Source organism: Vibrio sp. M250220 (assembly GCF_036533795.1).
Lineage (GTDB): Bacteria > Pseudomonadota > Gammaproteobacteria > Enterobacterales > Vibrionaceae > Vibrio.
The window spans coordinates 12,729-31,705 of sequence record NZ_JATABI010000015.1; the positions used below are offsets into that span (position 1 = coordinate 12,729).

Annotated in this window: 20 protein-coding genes; 1 reads left to right on the forward strand and 19 read right to left on the reverse strand. The window is 47.5% G+C overall.

What is annotated here, in order from left to right; genetic code table 11:
* Positions 1-84: 84 nt before the first annotated feature.
* Together aroC and prmB are read right to left on the reverse strand one after the other, a co-directional pair.
* Entirely contained in the window at positions 85-1,170 is a 1,086-nt protein-coding gene (gene aroC, locus QTN94_RS07680) for a chorismate synthase (RefSeq protein WP_138973758.1), read from the reverse strand.
* 188 nt (positions 1,171-1,358) lie between these two features.
* Positions 1,359-2,291 (reverse strand): 50S ribosomal protein L3 N(5)-glutamine methyltransferase, encoded by a 933-nt coding sequence (prmB, locus tag QTN94_RS07685; protein WP_138973757.1) that lies wholly within the window; start codon positions 2,289-2,291, stop codon positions 1,359-1,361.
* Between the two features lie 63 nt (positions 2,292-2,354).
* Between prmB and smrB the strand changes: the two genes are divergently transcribed.
* Positions 2,355-2,885 (forward strand): endonuclease SmrB, encoded by a 531-nt coding sequence (smrB, locus tag QTN94_RS07690; protein ID WP_269377856.1) that lies wholly within the window; start codon positions 2,355-2,357, stop codon positions 2,883-2,885.
* An 18-nt stretch (positions 2,886-2,903) separates the two neighbouring features.
* Here smrB and flhB read toward each other — a convergent pair whose 3' ends face one another.
* The 17 genes from flhB to QTN94_RS07775 form a co-directional block, all read right to left on the reverse strand.
* Positions 2,904-4,034 carry a flagellar biosynthesis protein FlhB gene (flhB, locus tag QTN94_RS07695; RefSeq protein ID WP_331427347.1) on the reverse strand — a complete coding sequence of 377 codons (1,131 nt, stop codon included), beginning with the start codon at positions 4,032-4,034 and terminating at the stop codon, positions 2,904-2,906.
* Positions 4,035-4,042: 8 nt separating this feature from the next.
* Positions 4,043-4,825: a flagellar biosynthetic protein FliR gene (gene fliR / locus QTN94_RS07700; protein ID WP_331427348.1), complete on the reverse strand. Its 783-nt coding sequence runs from the start codon at positions 4,823-4,825 to the stop codon at positions 4,043-4,045.
* Between the two features lie 8 nt (positions 4,826-4,833).
* Entirely contained in the window at positions 4,834-5,103 is a 270-nt protein-coding gene (fliQ, locus tag QTN94_RS07705; protein WP_331427349.1) for a flagellar biosynthesis protein FliQ, read from the reverse strand.
* A 13-nt stretch (positions 5,104-5,116) separates the two neighbouring features.
* On the reverse strand, positions 5,117-5,992 hold the full coding sequence (gene fliP, locus QTN94_RS07710) for a flagellar type III secretion system pore protein FliP (RefSeq protein WP_331427350.1): 876 nt from the start codon (positions 5,990-5,992) through the stop codon (positions 5,117-5,119).
* Positions 5,976-6,380 carry a flagellar biosynthetic protein FliO gene (gene fliO / locus QTN94_RS07715; protein WP_331427351.1) on the reverse strand — a complete coding sequence of 135 codons (405 nt, stop codon included), beginning with the start codon at positions 6,378-6,380 and terminating at the stop codon, positions 5,976-5,978. The genes fliP and fliO overlap by 17 nt, the downstream gene beginning before the upstream one ends.
* 13 nt (positions 6,381-6,393) lie before the next feature.
* The gene (gene fliN, locus QTN94_RS07720; RefSeq protein WP_331416421.1) at positions 6,394-6,804 is read right to left on the reverse strand and encodes a flagellar motor switch protein FliN; all 411 of its coding nucleotides are present in this window, start codon (positions 6,802-6,804) and stop codon (positions 6,394-6,396) included.
* Positions 6,805-6,825: 21 nt separating this feature from the next.
* Entirely contained in the window at positions 6,826-7,875 is a 1,050-nt protein-coding gene (gene fliM / locus QTN94_RS07725; RefSeq protein WP_331427352.1) for a flagellar motor switch protein FliM, read from the reverse strand.
* 7 nt (positions 7,876-7,882) lie between these two features.
* The gene (gene fliL / locus QTN94_RS07730; RefSeq protein ID WP_331427353.1) at positions 7,883-8,380 is read right to left on the reverse strand and encodes a flagellar basal body-associated protein FliL; all 498 of its coding nucleotides are present in this window, start codon (positions 8,378-8,380) and stop codon (positions 7,883-7,885) included.
* Between the two features lie 35 nt (positions 8,381-8,415).
* The gene (locus tag QTN94_RS07735; RefSeq protein WP_331427354.1) at positions 8,416-10,446 is read right to left on the reverse strand and encodes a flagellar hook-length control protein FliK; all 2,031 of its coding nucleotides are present in this window, start codon (positions 10,444-10,446) and stop codon (positions 8,416-8,418) included.
* 143 nt (positions 10,447-10,589) lie between these two features.
* Positions 10,590-11,030, reverse strand: a complete 441-nt coding sequence (fliJ, locus tag QTN94_RS07740; RefSeq protein ID WP_138973746.1) for a flagellar export protein FliJ — start codon at positions 11,028-11,030, stop codon at positions 10,590-10,592.
* 5 nt (positions 11,031-11,035) lie between these two features.
* Positions 11,036-12,358: a flagellar protein export ATPase FliI gene (fliI, locus tag QTN94_RS07745; protein WP_138973745.1), complete on the reverse strand. Its 1,323-nt coding sequence runs from the start codon at positions 12,356-12,358 to the stop codon at positions 11,036-11,038.
* A complete protein-coding gene (fliH, locus tag QTN94_RS07750; protein WP_331416426.1) occupies positions 12,358-13,158 on the reverse strand; it encodes a flagellar assembly protein FliH in 801 nt (266 codons plus the stop codon). The genes fliI and fliH overlap by 1 nt, the downstream gene beginning before the upstream one ends.
* Before the next feature lie 20 nt (positions 13,159-13,178).
* Positions 13,179-14,234 (reverse strand): flagellar motor switch protein FliG, encoded by a 1,056-nt coding sequence (gene fliG / locus QTN94_RS07755; protein WP_331416427.1) that lies wholly within the window; start codon positions 14,232-14,234, stop codon positions 13,179-13,181.
* Positions 14,227-15,972: a flagellar basal-body MS-ring/collar protein FliF gene (gene fliF, locus QTN94_RS07760; protein WP_331427355.1), complete on the reverse strand. Its 1,746-nt coding sequence runs from the start codon at positions 15,970-15,972 to the stop codon at positions 14,227-14,229. The genes fliG and fliF overlap by 8 nt, the downstream gene beginning before the upstream one ends.
* 16 nt (positions 15,973-15,988) lie before the next feature.
* Entirely contained in the window at positions 15,989-16,300 is a 312-nt protein-coding gene (fliE, locus tag QTN94_RS07765) for a flagellar hook-basal body complex protein FliE (protein ID WP_269377868.1), read from the reverse strand.
* A 98-nt stretch (positions 16,301-16,398) separates the two neighbouring features.
* A complete protein-coding gene (locus QTN94_RS07770; RefSeq protein ID WP_331427356.1) occupies positions 16,399-17,799 on the reverse strand; it encodes a sigma-54-dependent transcriptional regulator in 1,401 nt (466 codons plus the stop codon).
* A complete protein-coding gene (locus QTN94_RS07775) occupies positions 17,799-18,860 on the reverse strand; it encodes a sensor histidine kinase (RefSeq protein ID WP_138973739.1) in 1,062 nt (353 codons plus the stop codon). The genes QTN94_RS07770 and QTN94_RS07775 overlap by 1 nt, the downstream gene beginning before the upstream one ends.
* Positions 18,861-18,977: the final 117 nt, after the last annotated feature.

Sequence of the window (18,977 nt, forward strand, 5' to 3'; positions counted from 1 at the left end):
ACGGTAACCGGCTCGATTTTTACCATTTCCTTATCGCATATAAAAAGCCCCGACTCACATGTCGGGGCTTTTATCAATCAGAGCTTATATCTGCGGCGTTTCTGTGGTCACACCATGGTTTTGACCACGGTGACGCAGCAGATGATCCAGTACTACGATTGCCAGCATAGCTTCAGCAATCGGAACAGCGCGGATACCAACACATGGGTCGTGACGACCTTTGGTAATCAGTTGAGTCGATTCACCCTGCTTAGTAATCGTCTCACCAGGAACAGTGATGCTTGAGGTCGGCTTAAGCGCAATGTTGGCTACAATATCTTGCCCTGTTGAGATGCCACCTAAGATACCGCCAGCGTGGTTACTCGCAAAGCCACTTGGCGTCAGTTCATCACGGTGCTGGCTGCCTTTTTGACGAACAACATCAAAGCCATCACCAATCTCTACACCTTTCACCGCGTTAATGCTCATAAGTGCATGCGCAATGTCCGCATCTAGGCGGTCGAATACCGGTTCACCCAGACCAACGGGAACATTTGTTGCGACGACTTGCAGTTTTGCACCGATTGAATCACCTTGTTTCTTGAGGTCACGGATCAGTTGATCAAACGCTTCAACTTTATCGACATCAGGACAGAAAAATGGATTGTTTTCAATTTCATCCCAATCCACTTTATCAATCGCCACATCGCCCATTTGCGATAGATAAGCACGGATCTCTACCCCAAATTCTTGTTTCAGGTATTTCTTAGCGATTGATCCCGCCGCAACACGCATCGCTGTTTCGCGGGCAGATGAACGGCCACCACCACGATAATCACGAACACCATATTTCTGATGGTAAGTGTAGTCTGCATGCCCTGGGCGAAACTTATCTTTGATTTCCGAATAATCTTTGGAACGCTGGTCGGTATTTTCGATCAAAAGACCGATAGAAGTCCCTGTGGTTTGACCTTCAAATACGCCAGACAAAATTTTCACCTCATCTGGTTCACGACGAGCGGTGGTATAACGAGAAGTGCCTGGTCGACGGCGGTCCAAATCGATTTGAATATCTGCTTCGGTGATTTCAAGACCCGGAGGGCATCCGTCGACAATACATCCTAGCGCGATACCATGACTTTCTCCGAATGTTGTCACTCGAAAATGTTGCCCGATACTGTTTCCTGCCATTACTTCCTCAAATTTGTTTCGCCCTTGTATACAGAGCTTTACACTTCAATTATTAGTTATTTCATAGTCGCCTTATTGCGGTTTGATGTAAACCCCTAAAGACCATTTTACGCGCATAAAAAAACGCCAAGTCGTGAATCAAAGATCAAACCACTTGGCGCTATGAAGTTTTGCTCAAACTTTAAGCATTAATCTCGGTAGATTGAGAACTCATCTTTGACGGCTAGCATCTGATCGCGAGTTAGCATAAATACCCCGTGACCACCGTTCTCGAACTCAATCCAAGTAAATGGAATATGTGGGTACTGTTCCATCATGTGAACCATAGAGTTACCCACTTCACAAATAAGAATACCGTTATCCGTTAAGTAATCTGGCGCATTCGCTAGGATACGGCGAACAATTTTAAGCCCATCTGTACCCGCAGCTAGGCCTAACTCAGGCTCATGAGTAAACTCTTCAGGCAGACTGTTCATGTCTTCTTGGTCAACGTACGGTGGGTTGGAGACAATCAGGTTGTACTTCTCTTTTGGTAGATCACGGAACAGATCTGAACGGATTGGAAAAACTTGCTGCTCCATACCGTGATCCTGAACGTTAAGCTCAGCAACTTGTAGTGCGTCAGTAGAGATGTCTATCGCATCAACTTCCGCTTCAGGGAACGCATGTGCACAGGCGATGGCGATACAGCCGCTACCGGTACAAAGATCCATGATACGTGTCGGTTCTTCGATCAACCAAGGTTGGAATTCAGCTTGAATCAACTCACCGATTGGCGAACGAGGTACAAGTACACGTTCATCAACGAAAAACTCTAAGCCACAGAACCAAGCACGGTTAGTTAGGTAGGCTGTAGGCGTACGCTCATTGATACGCTTCACCACGCGCTCAACGATACGCATACGCTCACTGGTGGTCAGGCGCGAGTTCAATACATGCGGAGGCACATCGATTGGCAGGTACAATGTTGGCAGGATTAGCTGTACCGCTTCATCCCATGCGTTATCAGTACCGTGACCATAAAATAGGTTTGCGGCGTTGAAACGACTGACGGTCCAACGAATCATATCTTGAAGCGTATGAAGTTCTGACACCGCTTCTTCTACAAAAATCTTATCCAAAATTGCCTCCGAAAAGCGCTACAATACTGCTCATTACATTTTAAAGTATTAATGAATAATCCCATGAGCAAAAAAGACACCGATATGGATGATGACTTCGCCCTTTTTAGGGATGCAGTACAAGGCGTAAAAAAGTTGTCACAGGATACCATAGTCCAGCAGCCAAAAAAAAATACTAAGCAAAAAGAAATTAAGCGAACTTCTAGAGAAGCGAGCGATGCTGAGTTCTATTTCTCTGACGAGTTTGTTCCACTTTTGAATGAAGAAGGACCAACGCGTTATGCTCGCGATGACGTGTCGCAGTATGAAGTAAAAAGACTACGTCGAGGCGTTTATGTCCCTGACGTTTTTCTCGATATGCACGGCATGAATCAACAGGAAGCCAAACGCGAACTGGGGGCGATGATCGCCTACTGTATAAAGAACGAAATTTCCTGTGCGTGTGTTCAACACGGCATCGGTAAACACATACTCAAACAAAAAGCACCACTATGGCTCGCTCAGCACCCAGATGTGATGGCTTTCCATCAGGCTCCACTCGAGTTCGGTGGAGATGGCGCTCTGTTGGTACTCCTTTCTATACCCGAAAAATAGCCCGTTGCTTCTAACCTGCTATTTTCTCAGTTCTGGAGGAATAGGTAGCTCGGAGGTTTTAAGATTTGGCCTTTGTCCACCACGTTTTCGATACTGTTTCAATTGGAATACATAGGCAAGAATTTGTGCCACCGCAGTAAACAAGCCATCCGGTATTTCCTGCTCTAATTCGGTTGAATGGTATAGAGCACGTGCAAGAGACGGCGCAGGAATCACGTAGATGTCGTGTTCACGTGCCACTTCACGAATCTTGAGCGCCATGTGATCCGTACCTTTCGCCACAACGATTGGCGCTCGGTCACTATCTTGTTTATATCGCAATGCCACGGAGAAATGCTCCGGGTTGGTGATGATTACATCAGCCTGAGGCACTTCGGCCATCATACGTCGTTGAGCAGCTTCACGCTGGAGCATACGAATACGGCCTTTCACTTCAGGCTTACCCTCTGTTTCCTTGTACTCGTCTTTAACCTCTTGCTTGGTCATTTTAAGTTGGTTGGCGTGTTGCCAAATCTGAAATGGGATATCGATCGCTACCACCAGCAACAAGGTACAGCTAATCAGCAATATAAAATTAAGCAGGATATCGAGCGCGTGAAAGATGTTCTGTGGGTAAACATCCATACTGAGTTGGAACAAATCTTCTTTGGCGGCATTAATGAGATAAAAGGCCATCCCAGACACTAAAGCTACTTTGAGAATAGACTTAATCAGTTCTACCCAGCTTTGCAGGCCGACCATTCGTTTGAGGCCACTCAGTGGATTCATCTTCGACCACTTCGGCATCGCCGCTTCAACTGAAAAGTTAATGCCACCGACCCCAGCGGCTCCAGCCAGCGCAGCCACAAATAGTGTTATCAGGATCAACAGAAGGGGAAGAATCAGATTCGACAATGATCCGAGCGCAATATCGAACAGCTTAACCTGATCAAATATCTCTTCACGTGACAAAGTAAACAACCGCCCCATAGCATTTAATAGAGCGCGAGCTAAGCTCTCTCCAAACCACATCAGTGCAACTGAACCAATTACCAGTACTGAAACCGACGCCAATTCTTTAGACCTTGCAACCTGCCCTTTTTCTCGAGCCTGTTGCAAGCGCCTGGGCGTGGCGTCTTCTGTGCGTTCTTGACCGTCTGACTCTGCCATTCAGCCTCCTAACAATTCAGCCTGATAAAGGAACAGATCTGCTGTTCACCTTGTAACCAGAATAGCTCATAGTGGTTGTAGAGTCCGGCGATGATGTACCAACAAAGCAATAGACCCACCATCAAAGCAAAAGCGAAGCCGAGCGAGAAAATATTCAACTGCGGGGCAGCACGTGTCATCACGCCGAAGGATAAGTTGATCGTTAGCAACGCAATAATTCCAGACAATGACATACTCAGCGCGACTTTAAACATGATTCCAAGCCATAACGCCAGTTCTCTAAAATCCACAGTCGTTAATGAACCCGTTCCAATTGGGATGGATTTAAAACTCATCACCACTAGCATTATCATTTTGAGATGACCATCGGTCGCGAGGAAAAACATGGTTGCAAGGAACATAAACAATTGACCAAGCAATGGGGTATTTTGACCGTTCGCTGGGTCAACCATTGAGGCAAAACCCAAACTCGCCTGCATACCGAGGATCTGACCAAGAATAACAAAGGTTTGAATCATAAATTGGGTCACAGTCCCCATCGCGACACCGATAATGACCTGTTCTAGCAAAGTCATAAAACCCGCAAAAGAGACTAGTTCAATATTGTCTGGTACCGCGGGGATGGCTGGCATCACCGCAAAAGTGATCGCTAAACCTAGGTAGAGACGTACTCGAGTAGACACGAATCGCGCTCCCGTCACCGACATCACCATCAGCATGGCAGCAATGCGGGTATAAGGCCAAAAGTAATTGGCGATCCAATCTAAAACTAGGCTAGGCGGATACTCCATAGTCAAACCTAGTAGAGAACTTGGGGTAAACGCTCGATCATGCTAAAGAAAAACTCCATCAGCATCTGCGTCATCCAGTGAGCAAACAGCATCAAAGCCAGCAGTGTAACAATCAAACGTGGCAAGAAGCTCAGTGTTTGTTCGTTAATGGACGTTGCGGCTTGAAAGATAGCGACCACTAAACCAATCAGTAGACTGGGAATAATGATCACACACACCATGATGAGAACCATCCATAGCGATTCACGAAACAGCTCAACAAACATTTCAGGAGTCATTGGCTTCCTCCCGTCACAAAGCGAAACTGCCGGCTAACGTCGACAATATCAGGTTCCAGCCGTCGACCAGCACGAACAGCATCAATTTAAAAGGTAACGATACAATCATTGGCGACAGCATCATCATACCCATTGCCATCAGAACCGAAGCCACCACAAGGTCAATGATTAAGAACGGTAAGAACAGCATAAAACCAATTTGGAATGCAGTTTTGAGTTCTGAGGTGATGAAAGCTGGGATTAATACCGCCATTGACACATCTTCCGGCGCTGTCGCTGTCGAACCAGAAATATTGACGAAGGTTTCTAAGTCCTTTACTCGAGTCTGCTTGAGCATAAAGTCTTTCATTGGCGTTTGAGCCAAGTCAAACGCTTGTCGCGCGGTTATCTGCTCATTGATGTACGGCTGAATCGCATCATCATTAATCTTGCTCAATACTGGAGACATGATGAAGAAGGTTAGGAAGATGGCGATACCTATGATCACTTGGTTCGATGGTGTCTGTTGCAAACCCATGGCCTGACGCAAAATAGACATCACCACAACAATACGCGTAAACGACGTCATCAAAATAACCATGGCTGGCAGGAAGCCGAGCATGGTCATCAACGCTAAGATTTGCAAGTTGATTGAGTAGTCTTCGCTGCCATCCGCATTGGTGGTCATGGTAAAGGCTGGAATTCCGCCACCACCTCCCGTAAAACTTCCGGTTGAGATGGTTTTAGACGCGCCCTGCTCTTTTTCCATTGCCGTTACGGTCACCGAGTCACTCGGAGCGATATTGGCAGGAGCCGAGGTATCTATCTCTTGCTGCGCTAACGCTAACCCAGAAAAAAGGGTCAGTACAAACGTCAGAACAATGGTCGCCAAATTAGTTGTTTTTATCATTCTTCTTCAACAGCTGAGTCAGTTGACTTGCAAACGGACCGTTAGCCATCTCCTCCTGAGACAAAGGTTTATCCAGCTTTGAGATAAGTTGAATCGATTGAGGCGTCACCCCCACTAAAAACTGCTCTTCACCCGCTTGAACAATCACAATCCTTTCTCGATGCCCAACCGCAATTTGGTGCACAACGCTCAGACCTTTCTGATTGATCAATGCGGGGACTCGCATGCGTTTTAATAGCCAAGCTAGCAACAAAATAAAGGCCACAACGAACACGAGCGACCCAAAAGTGGTCGCCCAGTCTAGTTGGCTGCCTGGAGCGGCAGCCAGTGTGGAAGGAGAAAGTACACTGAGAGAGTAAAGTAAGTACTCTCTAACTTTGAAAGTCATACGTTACCTAACATTATCGTAGTTTCTTGATACGCTCTGTCTGACTGATTACGTCGGTCAAACGAATACCAAACTTATCGTTAACCACAACCACTTCACCGTGCGCAATTAGGGTGCCATTCACCAGTACATCTAATGACTCACCCGCCAAGCGCTCTAGCTCAACAACCGAACCTTGGTTTAACTGGAGTAAGTTACGAATACTGATTTGAGAGCGACCCACTTCCATGGAAATCGTCACTGGTATATCTAAGATCGTATCCAGCTTGCGACGCTCATCGTCTGAGATCGGCGAAGAAGTGTCCTTTAGCTCATCAAGCTGAGCAGACATCACTTCATCTACATCAATATCTGGCGCATTCGGATCTTCACCTAACGCCGCAGCCCATTCGTCCGCCAGTTTTTGGTCTTCACTCGGTTCCATACCTGTTACCTATTTATTCTCTTAATCTTCGATTTCGCCATCGTCTTCTTCTAACTCAGAAATAACATCTTTTCCGAGGAAGGCGATATCCGTTTTAACCACATCAGGGCGTTTAATTTTCTCTGATACCTGAACTGCCAATTTCTCACCTGAGCGCCCCATTTTCACTCGGAATGTTGGCAGTTCTTCAACAAACATCACAGCATGTTCTGGCATATTGATCGGAATGATGTCACCCGGTTGTAGCTCCATCAAGTCACGCAATGAGATATCTTGCTCTAGTAAATCGACACGGAGGTTGACTGGCACACCCATGATTTCCTCACGAAGCGCCGTGCTCCAACGAACGTCTGTTTCCATTTTGTCAGACTGAACACCGGCATCGAGCAACTCACGAATTGGCTCAACCATAGAGTACGGCATAACCACGTGGAAATCACCACCACCACCGTCAACCTCAATATGAAATGAACTGACGACTATCACCTCTGTCGGGCTAACAATGTTAGCCATACTCGGGTTCACTTCCGAATCGAGGTATTCAAACTCGACTCCCATAACTGGAGACCAAGCTTCTTTGTAATCTTCAAAAACGATCTTCAGCAATAGCTGCACAATTCGACGCTCGGTCGGTGTAAACTCTCGACCTTCGATACGGGCATGGAAGCGGCCATCACCCCCAAAAAAGTTTTCTACTAGAATGAAGACTAGACGTGCTTCCATGGTAACCAGAGCCGTACCTTTCAACGGTCTAAAGCGCACCATATTAAGGCTGGTAGGCACATACAGCGTATTTTGGTACTCACCAAACTTCATCATCTGAACGCCATTGATAGAGACTTCTGCCGTCTTCCTTAGCATATTAAACAGACTAATCCGCAAATGGCGGGCAAAACGCTCATTGATCAATTCGAGCGTTGGCATACGACCACGAACAATGCGGTCTTGCGAGGAGAAGTCGAAGTCTACAGCACTGGCATCCGACTCGGGCGACTCGTCTTCTGTATCATCAACGTCATCGACTCCGTGGAGCAGGGCATCAATTTCGTCTTGGCTTAATAGATCAGTCACGCATCACCTACTGCATTACAAAATCGGTAAATAGCACACGCTCAATCACTGGTTGACCTACCGCGCGATTCAAGCTTGCTTTAATGTCGTCGGTCGCTTTTTCTCGCAGTTCGATACGGCCATTGGCAGTACGCAATTGATCAACGGTCGCCGACGCAAACGTACTCAATAATGAACTTTCAATCAGAGGAGAGTGGTAGCGGGCGAGATTTTCGTTCTCTGAGCCACGAACCATCAACTGTACCTTAATCTGTACTAAGCGATCTTTTTTGTCGCCTGTGACATTAAATAAAAACGGTTGGGGAATATTAACGTATGCGACTGGATCGACAGGCGCAGCCACTTGCGGCAGGGGCGTCTGAGCGGTTTCCGCAGAATCATCCGAACCCATCAAGAAAAATGCAGCACCACCGCCACCCGCGAGTAACACCACGGCAGCAATGATGATAATGATCAGCTTACCTTTGCCTTTGGGCGCTTCCGTTTCGATTTCTTCAACTGCCATAACTTAACATTCTCTATCTCTTTGTTTTTTACAGTTTAAGCGTAATAGCTAATTCCATCACGCTTTGCAGCGACATTCAAATCAAGATTGATGTCTGGTTCAAGGTTTTCTTCACCAAACAAGCCCTGACCGCTGCTTCCCTGACCAGAATTACCCTGTCCGTTATCTGCATAGCGTCTCTGCTGCTGACCGGAAGCCTGCTGCTGAACTGAGCTGTCACCTAATTGTACACCCTGCTGGGCAAGCATCTCACGTAATCTTGGCATTGATTGTTCAATCACATCGCGAGCTTGCTGATTGGCGACGGTAAAATGAACCGTGGCCGCATCTCCATTCATATTCATACGAATTTGCATACGACCCAACTCAGGAGGATCTAAGCGAATGTCGATGTTCTTTAGGTTTTTCGACATCATCATCTGAACTCGCTCTGCCACTTGTTCTCCAGCCATTTCTCGCGTCAGTTGCAATGGCACTTGTGCCGCCGCTTGCTCTGCGCGTATCTGACCTAACGAGTTAGGGCCTTGCTGCCCCGATGCCTGCGCGAGTTGCTGAGCAAAAGCCGAACTCGACTCCGAGGCGGGCTGACCACCATCTTTACCGCCGACTAGCTTACCGAGCGAACCTGCCGTTTTTGCACCCAGTGCCGCTTTAAGCACTGCCTGATCCTGTGTAAGCGCCGCGTGAGGCGTTGCTGCCACTTGTTGCATCTGGCTTACCATCAAGTCCGTTGGCATGGCAGAAACAGCGGATTGTTGTTGCGACATTTGTGCCGCTGTCTGGGCCATTTGGGCTTGAGCTTGCTGTGTGGTAAGTGCCTGATGAACCGACTGAGCCACCGCCGCTTGTTGCGCTTTTGGTGGCGTTTCTGGCTTGATCGACACTTCATCAGTTAACGCGGGTTCATTGGTGGAAGCCCAAGGAATCGCCCCTGCCGTAACGGCCGCGGCAGCAATGGTTACATCCGCCGGTGCCTCACTTGCCACATCACTCGCAGACATCATCACTTGGTTGCTTGGCTGTGCACTGTCTAGTGCGGTGGCTAAAGATTTACTTGGCTTATCTGTCACCTTGGTCGCCGCCACTGTGCTAGCGGCAATAGCCCCTGCCGCTAGCCCCACATCATTAGCTGAGGCATCATTTTCTTCTTCAGAGCCGTCTGCTGGGCTCTGTTTCGTCGTGACTTCTGCGCTGAGCGCTGTCCCATCAAGGGCAACCTCGGACAGTTCTGCCGTTTCCTGTGGTAACGCGTTGTCTTTGTTAACCTTTGCAACAGAGGCACTTAACACTGCGGCTTGTTGCGCCAACTGACTGCTGTTCTCTTCGTCAGCAACCACCTGACTGTCTTGCTGAATAAATTTTTGTGCTGAAGCGGGTACGATAACGTCTTCCCCATCCGCCTTCATAACAACTTGCTGCTTTAGGCTATCACTGTCACTGACTTTTGAGGTTGGTTCACCACTCGGGGCTATCTCTTGTCTAGACTGGCTGTCAGTTGCAGTCACTTTAGTGGCGTCAGAAGAGACGTTTTGTTGCTCTTCTTCAGCCGAGATTTTTTGTGAGACATGGTGTTGAGTATCAATCTGATCCTGTGGCAACTCTTTGCCGTCAGCCGGTTGTAGCGCTTTATTCGCAGTATCAAGTCGCTGCAATACTTCGTCATTTTCAGAGACAATTTTCGCCGCTGAATGAGAGTTTTCGTCTTGTTGTGAGATCTCAGGCTTGGCACTTTGAGCAACGTCTTTCGTGACCGTAGCTGTGTCAGCGTCTTCCGCCTCACTTTCATCAGACACGAGAAGTTCATCGACACTTTGGCTCTCTGTCGCTTGCGCTTTTACGTCGCTAACGCCCGACTCACCTTTAGATACCGATGCTTGCTCGGCACTGGCCTCTGCACCCTCTACCTTACCTGCGCTCTCTTTGGTGCTAGTCTCACCTTTTATTAACGCCGCTAATTTGGCAAAGAAACCGCCAGACTCGGAGCTTTCGACACTCGCGTCACCACCGTCAGTGGTGGTCTTAGTCACTTTTGGACTTTCCGATACCGATGATAAATTGATATTCATACCAGGTTCACTCTCAGTTGCTTCACGCCGAGAAGGCTCTACGCGGCAAAGACGCCGATTCATTGCATACAAGTTGGAATAGATATTTGCAAGAAACACGCCAACGATAATCAAAGAATGACTTCGCTCACAGAAGTGAGAGGTTAGTTAGAAATTCGACGTGAGTACTGAAGGGTAGAAAATTCATCCATCTGCTTTTGCTCCCTGATATTTTGCAGACGCTGCTTTTCGGTTTGTTTTTTCTCAATAAGCCACTCGTATGAACGACGCTGCTTTCGGCTCTCTAACCAGTTATGCTCGCAGTTATTAACCTGGCCTTTGAAATGCGACTCGGCTTGCTTCTGCTTAGACAAGGTCTCATCTAAAGTGGTTAAAAAACGGTTTAAATGCGAGTACTGACTAGCGGTCAAACCTTGTTGTCCACGGTCAACCAACTGCTGACAGTAATCAAGGCGATACTTTTCAATTTGCTCGAGCTGCTGATAGTAGCTTTCAAGCTCATTGCGAGCTTGGTTTAACGCCAATACTGCTTGGTTTTCGCGCTCTTTGGCCTGCTCTAACAAAAACTCCAGTGCATTATCCATAAGCGTTAATCACCCTGCAGCAGACCACGTAGCATATTGATACACATGTCATAAGGTACGGTCTCTTTCATTGTTTGTTGCAAGTAAATATCAAGCTTAGGCTTGAGAGTGAACGCACCATCAATCGCCGGATCGGTACCCGGCTTGTATGCACCAATCGATACTAGGTCTTGATTCTTACGACAGATAGAGAGAACTTGGCGCACCGCTTTCGACATTAGGACATGTTCTTCGGAGGTGATCTGTGGCATTACTCGACTGACCGATTTTTCAACATCAATCGCGGGGTAGTGCCCTGCGTCCGCCATCTCACGCGACAACACCACGTGACCATCCAAAATGGCTCGTGAGGCGTCTGCGATTGGATCTTGCAAGTCGTCCCCTTCGGTCAGAACGGTAAAGAATGCGGTAATCGAGCCTTGCTCCGGACTACCGTTACCCGCTCGCTCTACCAAAGCAGGTAATTTGGCAAACACGGAAGGCGGATAACCTTTGGTTGCCGGAGGTTCTCCTACCGATAAAGCGATTTCACGTTGTGCCTGCGCGAAACGGGTTAGTGAGTCCATCAGCAACAGGACGTCTAAGCCCTGATCACGAAAGTACTCAGCAATGGTTAGCGCGGTCTGACACCCTTTCAAACGCATTAGTGGAGACGAGTCGGCTGGCGCGGCGACAACGACAGAGCGCTGTCGACCATCGACACCGAGGATTTCTTCGATGAATTCTTTAACTTCTCGTCCACGCTCACCAATCAAGCCCACGACGACAACTTGAGCCGTTGTGCCTCGCGTCATCATGCCTAGTGTCACCGACTTACCGACACCGGAACCTGCAAATAGACCGATACGCTGGCCTTTACCAACGGTGAGTAATCCATTAATGGCTTTGATGCCGACATCAAGAGGTTCAGAAATCGGTTTACGTGCTAATGGGTTAATGGGATCCGCATTGAAGGAGGCGCGTTTTTCGGTGTAGATCGGCCCTAAACCATCCAGTGGGTTACCTACACCGTCAATAACCCGACCGAGCAACTCCATCCCAACTGGCAGACCCGTTTCGCTCGTCATCGGTGTCACTTTAGCACCAGGGAGCACACCTGTGATCTGCTCGCTAGGCATCAAGAAGAGATTGTCACCTGAGAAGCCCACTACCTCGGCTTCCATTTCGCCGTGCATGGTCTCAACTTTACATAAGCTCCCAATTGGCGCTCTGCATCCGGTAGCTTCCAGCGTCAGGCCAACCACTCGCACCAACTTACCTGACGCAACCGGACGACAAGTCAGACCTTTGGTTTTGTATTGAGATAGGCGTTCTGCAAGAGCCAGCACTACTCACCACCTTGGTGGCGATTCACCCCACAGAAGCTTTGAATTACGCTGCGAATGCGATCTTCAAGACGATAATTAACACTCGACTCCCCAGCCTCAATCTGAACATCACCACGATTGAGAGCAGGTTCGCTCATTAAAGTCCAATTGCGAAAACTCAGTTGTTCCTCTCCGTAAGAAGAACGAATGATATCGACATCATCTGGGTGGAGTTTTAAGGTGATGGCATGGCCAGATATCGGTAGAGATTCTACCGATTGCTTAATGGTATCGAGGATGACCTGAGGATTAGTCTGAACTTCAACGTGAACCACTTCTTTGACAAGCATAAGTACCATGTCGACCAATTGCTTTTCCACCTGAGCATTCATCAGCTCCAATGGTTGAGCAAACTGGTTGGCTAAGCCAATAAAGGTTTCCACTTGCTGCTGAATAAACTCTTGTCCAGCGGCAACACCTTCAATTTTTCCAGCTTCAAGACCTTCCTGATGACCTTCCTGTAAGCCCTGCTCTTTGCCTTTATCATAGCCTTGCTTGAAGCCCGCTTCTTGGCCTTGGTGCAGACCTTCCTGATAAGCTTGCTGCTTGATCAATTCGATCTCTTCTTCGGTTAGCGCTTTCGGCGTCTCATCGGCAACAGGCTCAGCAATAGGCATCCAGCTAGGATCGTAATTCATCGCTGTCTCTTTCGCCTGTTTATGGGTTTGCGCCGTGTAATCAGGCATACCCCATCGCTCTGGTTTTTCTACCAAATCGTCGTTATCAAGACGTAAAAAGCCGCGTTTTCGTTCCCCAGACATAGGCACCCTACTTACTTAAATTATAAGAACTCGTCGGCACCACCACCCAGCATGATCTCACCAGAGTCAGCCATGCGTCGGGCGATAGCCAGAATTTCTTTCTGCGCTGCTTCAACGTCAGACACTTTAATTGGTGGCATTGCTTCAAGGTCATCACGCATCATCTCAGCAGCACGCTTAGACATGTTCTTGAAGATCTTCTCACGCAAGGCATCATCGGCACCTTTAAGCGCACGCTGAAGCGCATCCTGTGGAACGTCGCGCAATAGTTTCTGGATACCTTGGTCGTCGACTTCGATAAGGTTTTCGAAGACAAACATCAGATCTTGAATCTGAGTCGCCATATCTTCGTCTTGATCGCGAATTTGATCCATCAAGACACCTTCGATGTTGTTGTCCATGTAGTTCATGATTTCGGCAGCTGCCTTCAGGCCACCAATCTTGGCAGCTTGAGCACCCGCTTGACCTGCGAACTGTTTCTCCATGATTTCGTTCAGTTCTGCTAGCGCGGAAGGCTGAACTTCTTCAAGGTTGGCGATACGCATCATAAGGTCTAGGCGGTCACGCTCTGCAAACTGAGAAAGAATCTCAGCGGACTGATCTGGCTCAAGATACGAAAGTACAATCGTTTGAATTTGGGGGTGCTCATTGATAATAATGCTCGCCACCTGACGTGGGTCCATCCATTTCAATGAATCAAGACCTTTAGAACCGGTACCCAGCAGGATTTGGTCAACAAGGTTATTCGCTTTGTCTTCACCTAAGGCGGCCACTAATGCATTACGCATAAAGTCTTCGCTGCCCATACCAATGTTGGTGTACTTCTGAATATCTTCCAAGAAAGCGCGGTGAACGGCGCCCACCTTATCTTGACTTAGGTCGGAAGCTCGCGCCATAGCGCTACCCACTCGTTGAACTTGCTTGGGTTCTAGATGGCGAATAATACCCGCAGCGTCTTCCTCATTCAGACTGAGTAATAGAATCGCCGCGCGCTCTTCGCCCGGGATGGTTGATATATCCACGGTGTTTTCTGCTACCTCACCGCCTACTTCCTGTGGAACTATTTCGTTAGGCATCTTGCATCCAATTCTTCACTACTTGTGCCGCTAGCTCAGGCTCGTTTGCTACTAGAGCACGTACCGCTTTCAGCACATCTTCATCTTTGTGTAGGTTAGGTAAGTCTATGCTTGAGCCAAACTCAAACAACTCACCACCATCTAAGTCACCGCCGATTAAGCTGGTTTCGCCATCAACCCCAATAGGTAGACCATCCGGTCCGTATAGTTGATCGTCATCATCAGACGCAGGGTTGAGCAGTTTTTTCATTGCTGGGCGGACAAGGACTAACACCACCACAATGATTACCAACGCACTTGCGAACCAACGAATCCAGTCATTAAAGTTAGGATGTTCCCAAATTGGCACATCTGCGATGGTTTCTGTTTCTGGTTCAGCAAACTGCATACTCAAGACATTTAGTAAGTCTCCACGAGCATCGCTATAGCCAACCGTACCTATCAGAATCTGTCTAATAGAGTTTAGCTCAGCGTCTGAGATTGGTTGGTAACTGGTTTCCCCTGTGTCGGGATTGACCACTGAGCGATTTTTAATCGCCACAGCAACTGTCTGACGATTGACCACTCCAGTCTGACGACGTTCATGACTTATGGTGGTATCCAGTTCAAAGTTACGAGTTGCTTCTTTGTGGACTGACCCTTGACCAAGCGTTGTGCCATCTTTCATCTGGGCTACATCTTGAGGAATTGATGCATCCGCTGGCGGCTGATTACTTAAAGCACCAGGGACACCCGCGACGACGTTGCCATTATTGTAGTCTTCGAGCGTGTACTCGCTACGAGTCGATGGGGTATTAGGGTCAAAGCTCTTACGAGTCTGCTCTACAGCACTGAAATCAAGCTCGATATCCACTTGGGCGGTATAGTTACCAAAACCAAGAATTGGGATAAGAACCGAATCAATTTTATCGCGCAGAGCCTGTTCTTGTTTACGCTCAAGTTCATGTTCTTTGCGACGCGCAGACGATGCAGGGTCTTGGCTACCTGAACTTAACAGGCGGCCATGTTGATCGGTAACCGTAATGCGGTTCGGTTTCATACCAGGAACAGCACTTGAAACCATGTCTACTACAGAGTCTACCTCTTCTTGCTTGAGGTTAGCTCCGGTTTTGAGAGTAAGGAATACTGAAGCTGACGCTTCTTGATTGTGTCGAACAAATACGCTTTGTTTCGGTAACGCCAGTAGAACTCGTGCTTTGCGCACTTGTTTCATCTCTTCTATCGCCTTAGATAGCTGACGTTCACGGCTTAGCTTTAAGCGTTCTTGTTCTAAGCGCTGAGAAACCCCAAAACCCATGTCTTGCAGCAAGATGTCATCGCCTGCCTGTTTCTCTTGGTTAAGACCGGCTCTGACCATACCCAGTTTAAGCGAGTTAAAATCACTCGTAGGAACTAAAATGGTGTTGCCATCTAATTGGTAATCGAGTTTTTGCTGATCTAGGTAGTCAAGAATTGGGATCAGTTCTTCCGTTTCATAAACGCCTAGTGGACGCATTTCTGGCTCTTTAACCCAGAAAAACAGCATCACAATCAAAGCGACACAAATCGATATCGACAGAACGAGAACAACTTGACGAAGCAGGTCTAAATCACCGACAGCCATGTCAAATTTAGAACTGCTTTTCTCATCCAAATCTGGGTTTTGAATACCCGTATCGAGATCAGACGTACTTAACATAGTGCTGTCAGCACTGCTATCAGATAACGCCAGATCGGTTGATTGATTTTGCTCTGCCACAGACTTTACCTAAAACTTAAACCGGCATATTCATCAATTCTTTGTACGCTTCAACCAGCTTGTTGCGTACTTGAATTGTCGCATCGAATGCAACGCTAGATTTGTTTCTAGCGATCATTACATCAGACAAAGACACATCTGCATCACCGCGATCAAATCGCATTTGCAAATCACTAGATGTCTTAGAAAGGCCATTGACGTTATTGATGGCACTATTCAGCATTTGCCCAAAGTCTGCGCTTACAGTTTGCCCTGTCGCCGCTGGCTTTGTGCCGCCCGCTTCAAACATCATCGCTTGCATTTCGCTTTGAAAACCATCAATTCTCATCAAAACCTCAGTAGTCAACTCTTTGACTAAACATAGTGCTGGACTTATGACGCTGCAATCCTCGTGCCACGTCAATTCGACTGACAAAAAATAGCACGTTAGTTCGGAATATCAATCCCGGCATCACGCATTTTTGCTAACTTGTAGCGCAAAGTTCGTGGACTAATGCCTAATTTTTCAGCCATTTCTTTTCGACGGCCGTTACACTCTTCTAATATCTCAAGAATAATCGCATATTCCTGATCACGCAGTTCGCCACCTAAACCAGAGCCAGACGCCAAACTGCTGGTCTCCTCTGCAACCGGTTTAACATCTGGAACTTGACACACACCTGTTTCAACGGCCACTTGCAGACTCGACGCATCTTGCCAATCAAGCCCTTCTAACAGAATTTGTTCACTGTCGATGACAGCGTTGTCGCTTAATATCAAAGCTCGCTGCATCACGTTATCCAGTTCACGAACATTCCCTGGCCATGAATAAGACATCAATTTATCCGTCGCGCTTGCACTCAAAGTCGGTACTGGCATACCCAATTTCTGGCAATGTCGCTCAATCAGATGCTTTGACAACGGCTCGATATCTCCCGGACGTTCACACAGTGCTGGCCATGCGATTGGGAACACGTTAAGACGGTAGTATAAATCTTCACGGAAGTTGCCTTCTTGGACGTAGCTTTTTAAATCTCGGTTACTGGTTGCCAGCACACGAACATCCAGCTTTATGCTCTTACGGCTACCCAGACGTTCAACTTCTCTTTCTTGAAGAACACGCAATAGCTTCGCTTGCAGGCTAAGATCCATTTCGCTGATTTCATCAAGTAAAATGGTTCCACCTTGCGCCTGTTCGAATTTACCCGGGCACGCCTGTACCGCCCCAGTAAACGCGCCTTTTTCATAACCAAAAAGGGTCGCTTCCAGCATGTTATCTGGAATAGCCGCACAGTTTATTGCGACAAAAGGGCCATCTTTGCGAAGAGAAGCATTGTGAATATAGCGTGACATGACTTCTTTACCTGAGCCACTTGGCCCCAGAACCATCACACTTGCGTCGGTTTTAGCAACTTTATCGGCTAATGCCAGCAGCTTGATGCTTTTCTCGTCAGCCACCACGGCATCACCGTTATCGTCGGATTTAACCGGCGCGTAACGGCTGACCATATTAAGTAGTACCTCTGGCGCAAAAGGTTTCGCCATGTAGTCGATCGCACCGTCTTTCATCGCTGAAACGGCATCTTCAATGTTGGCATAAGCCGTCATCAACAACACAGGAAGATTTGGCCTGTGCTGCTTAATGCTTCTTAACAAAGCCAAGCCACCCATGCCAGCCATTTGAACATCAGAGACAACAATGTCGACATTATTAGATTTGAGCTTAACTAGGGCATCCTCGGCGCTGTCCGCTTCAAGCCACTCATAGCCAGCTAAAGCTAGCGTATCGACCAGTGCTTCGCGTAGGCCTTCATCATCTTCTACAATCAGTACCTTACTTTGAGCCATTATCTTTCTCCAGTCATAGCTTGTTGGTCAGCATTCGAGTTTTCGTTAAGCGGGATACACATAGTAAAACACGCCCCGTCACCCTGTTCTGAAATAAGTTCTAACCTTCCATCATGAGCACGACATACCATTTGTACGACAGCCAACCCAAGTCCCGTTCCCTGAGAACGAGTGGTGAAGAAAGGTTCCATTATCTTGTTTTGCAGCTCTTTCGGCACTCCAGGGCCACTGTCCTGAACTGAAATTTTGAGCTCACCATTCACAGGTCTGAAAAATACATCGACCTGTGACTGTTTTCCGGCAATCTGAATCGCATTCATGACCAAATTGCTCAGCGCGGATGCAATCGCGTTCGCATTCCCCAACAACTGAGTCTGCTCTTGCTCGACTTCAAGATAATAATCGATTTGGTTGTTTTTAAGTGCAGTCTCAACCATAGGTGAGAACTCGCTAACAAGTTGTTCAATCGTAAACGGTTTAACAACCTTATTATCTCCACCTTTTGCAAACAGCAACATATCATTGACTTGTTTTTCTAAGTCATGAAGCCTATCCATCAGCTTGCTCTGAAAGCGTTCTTTGGTTGCTGGAGGCAAATTGGGCGCCGCGAGGTTAGAGGCATAGAGCATCGCGCTGGAAAGTGGTGTCCGAACCTGATGTGCCAGAGATGCAACCATACGTCCCAAAGAAGAGAGTCGTTGCAGATCACTGACACGCGCCTGCAATAAACGCGTTTCAGTCAAATCAGTGATCAGAATGAGCTGCCCCGTTGCGGATGCGGAGATCGCTAATCTCACTTTGCGCCCGTTTCGCAGCGATATTTCATGACCATCATCTTCGCGTGGCGCAAACGCCTGTTGAATGACTTCAAACCACTTGTCACCAACCAGTGAAAGCTCTAACAATCTTTGCGCTTCAGGGTTAGCTTCCTGAACCACGCCCTGAGTATCGAGCAAGATCACGCCCGCCGGCATAACATCGAGTACCTGCTGGTAGCGTTCGACTTGTTGTTCTAATGTGCCCAACGGCATTGGATTATCCGTTGAAGAAGTTGGATGCATGACGTATTTCTGCCTTAAAAACTACAATAGCCTACCGTGCAAAAAGCAAGCCAGGCTATTTTATATATTTTTCAACAACTTAACATCAGGTCGAAAATTTGACAGTCAATAGTTAAA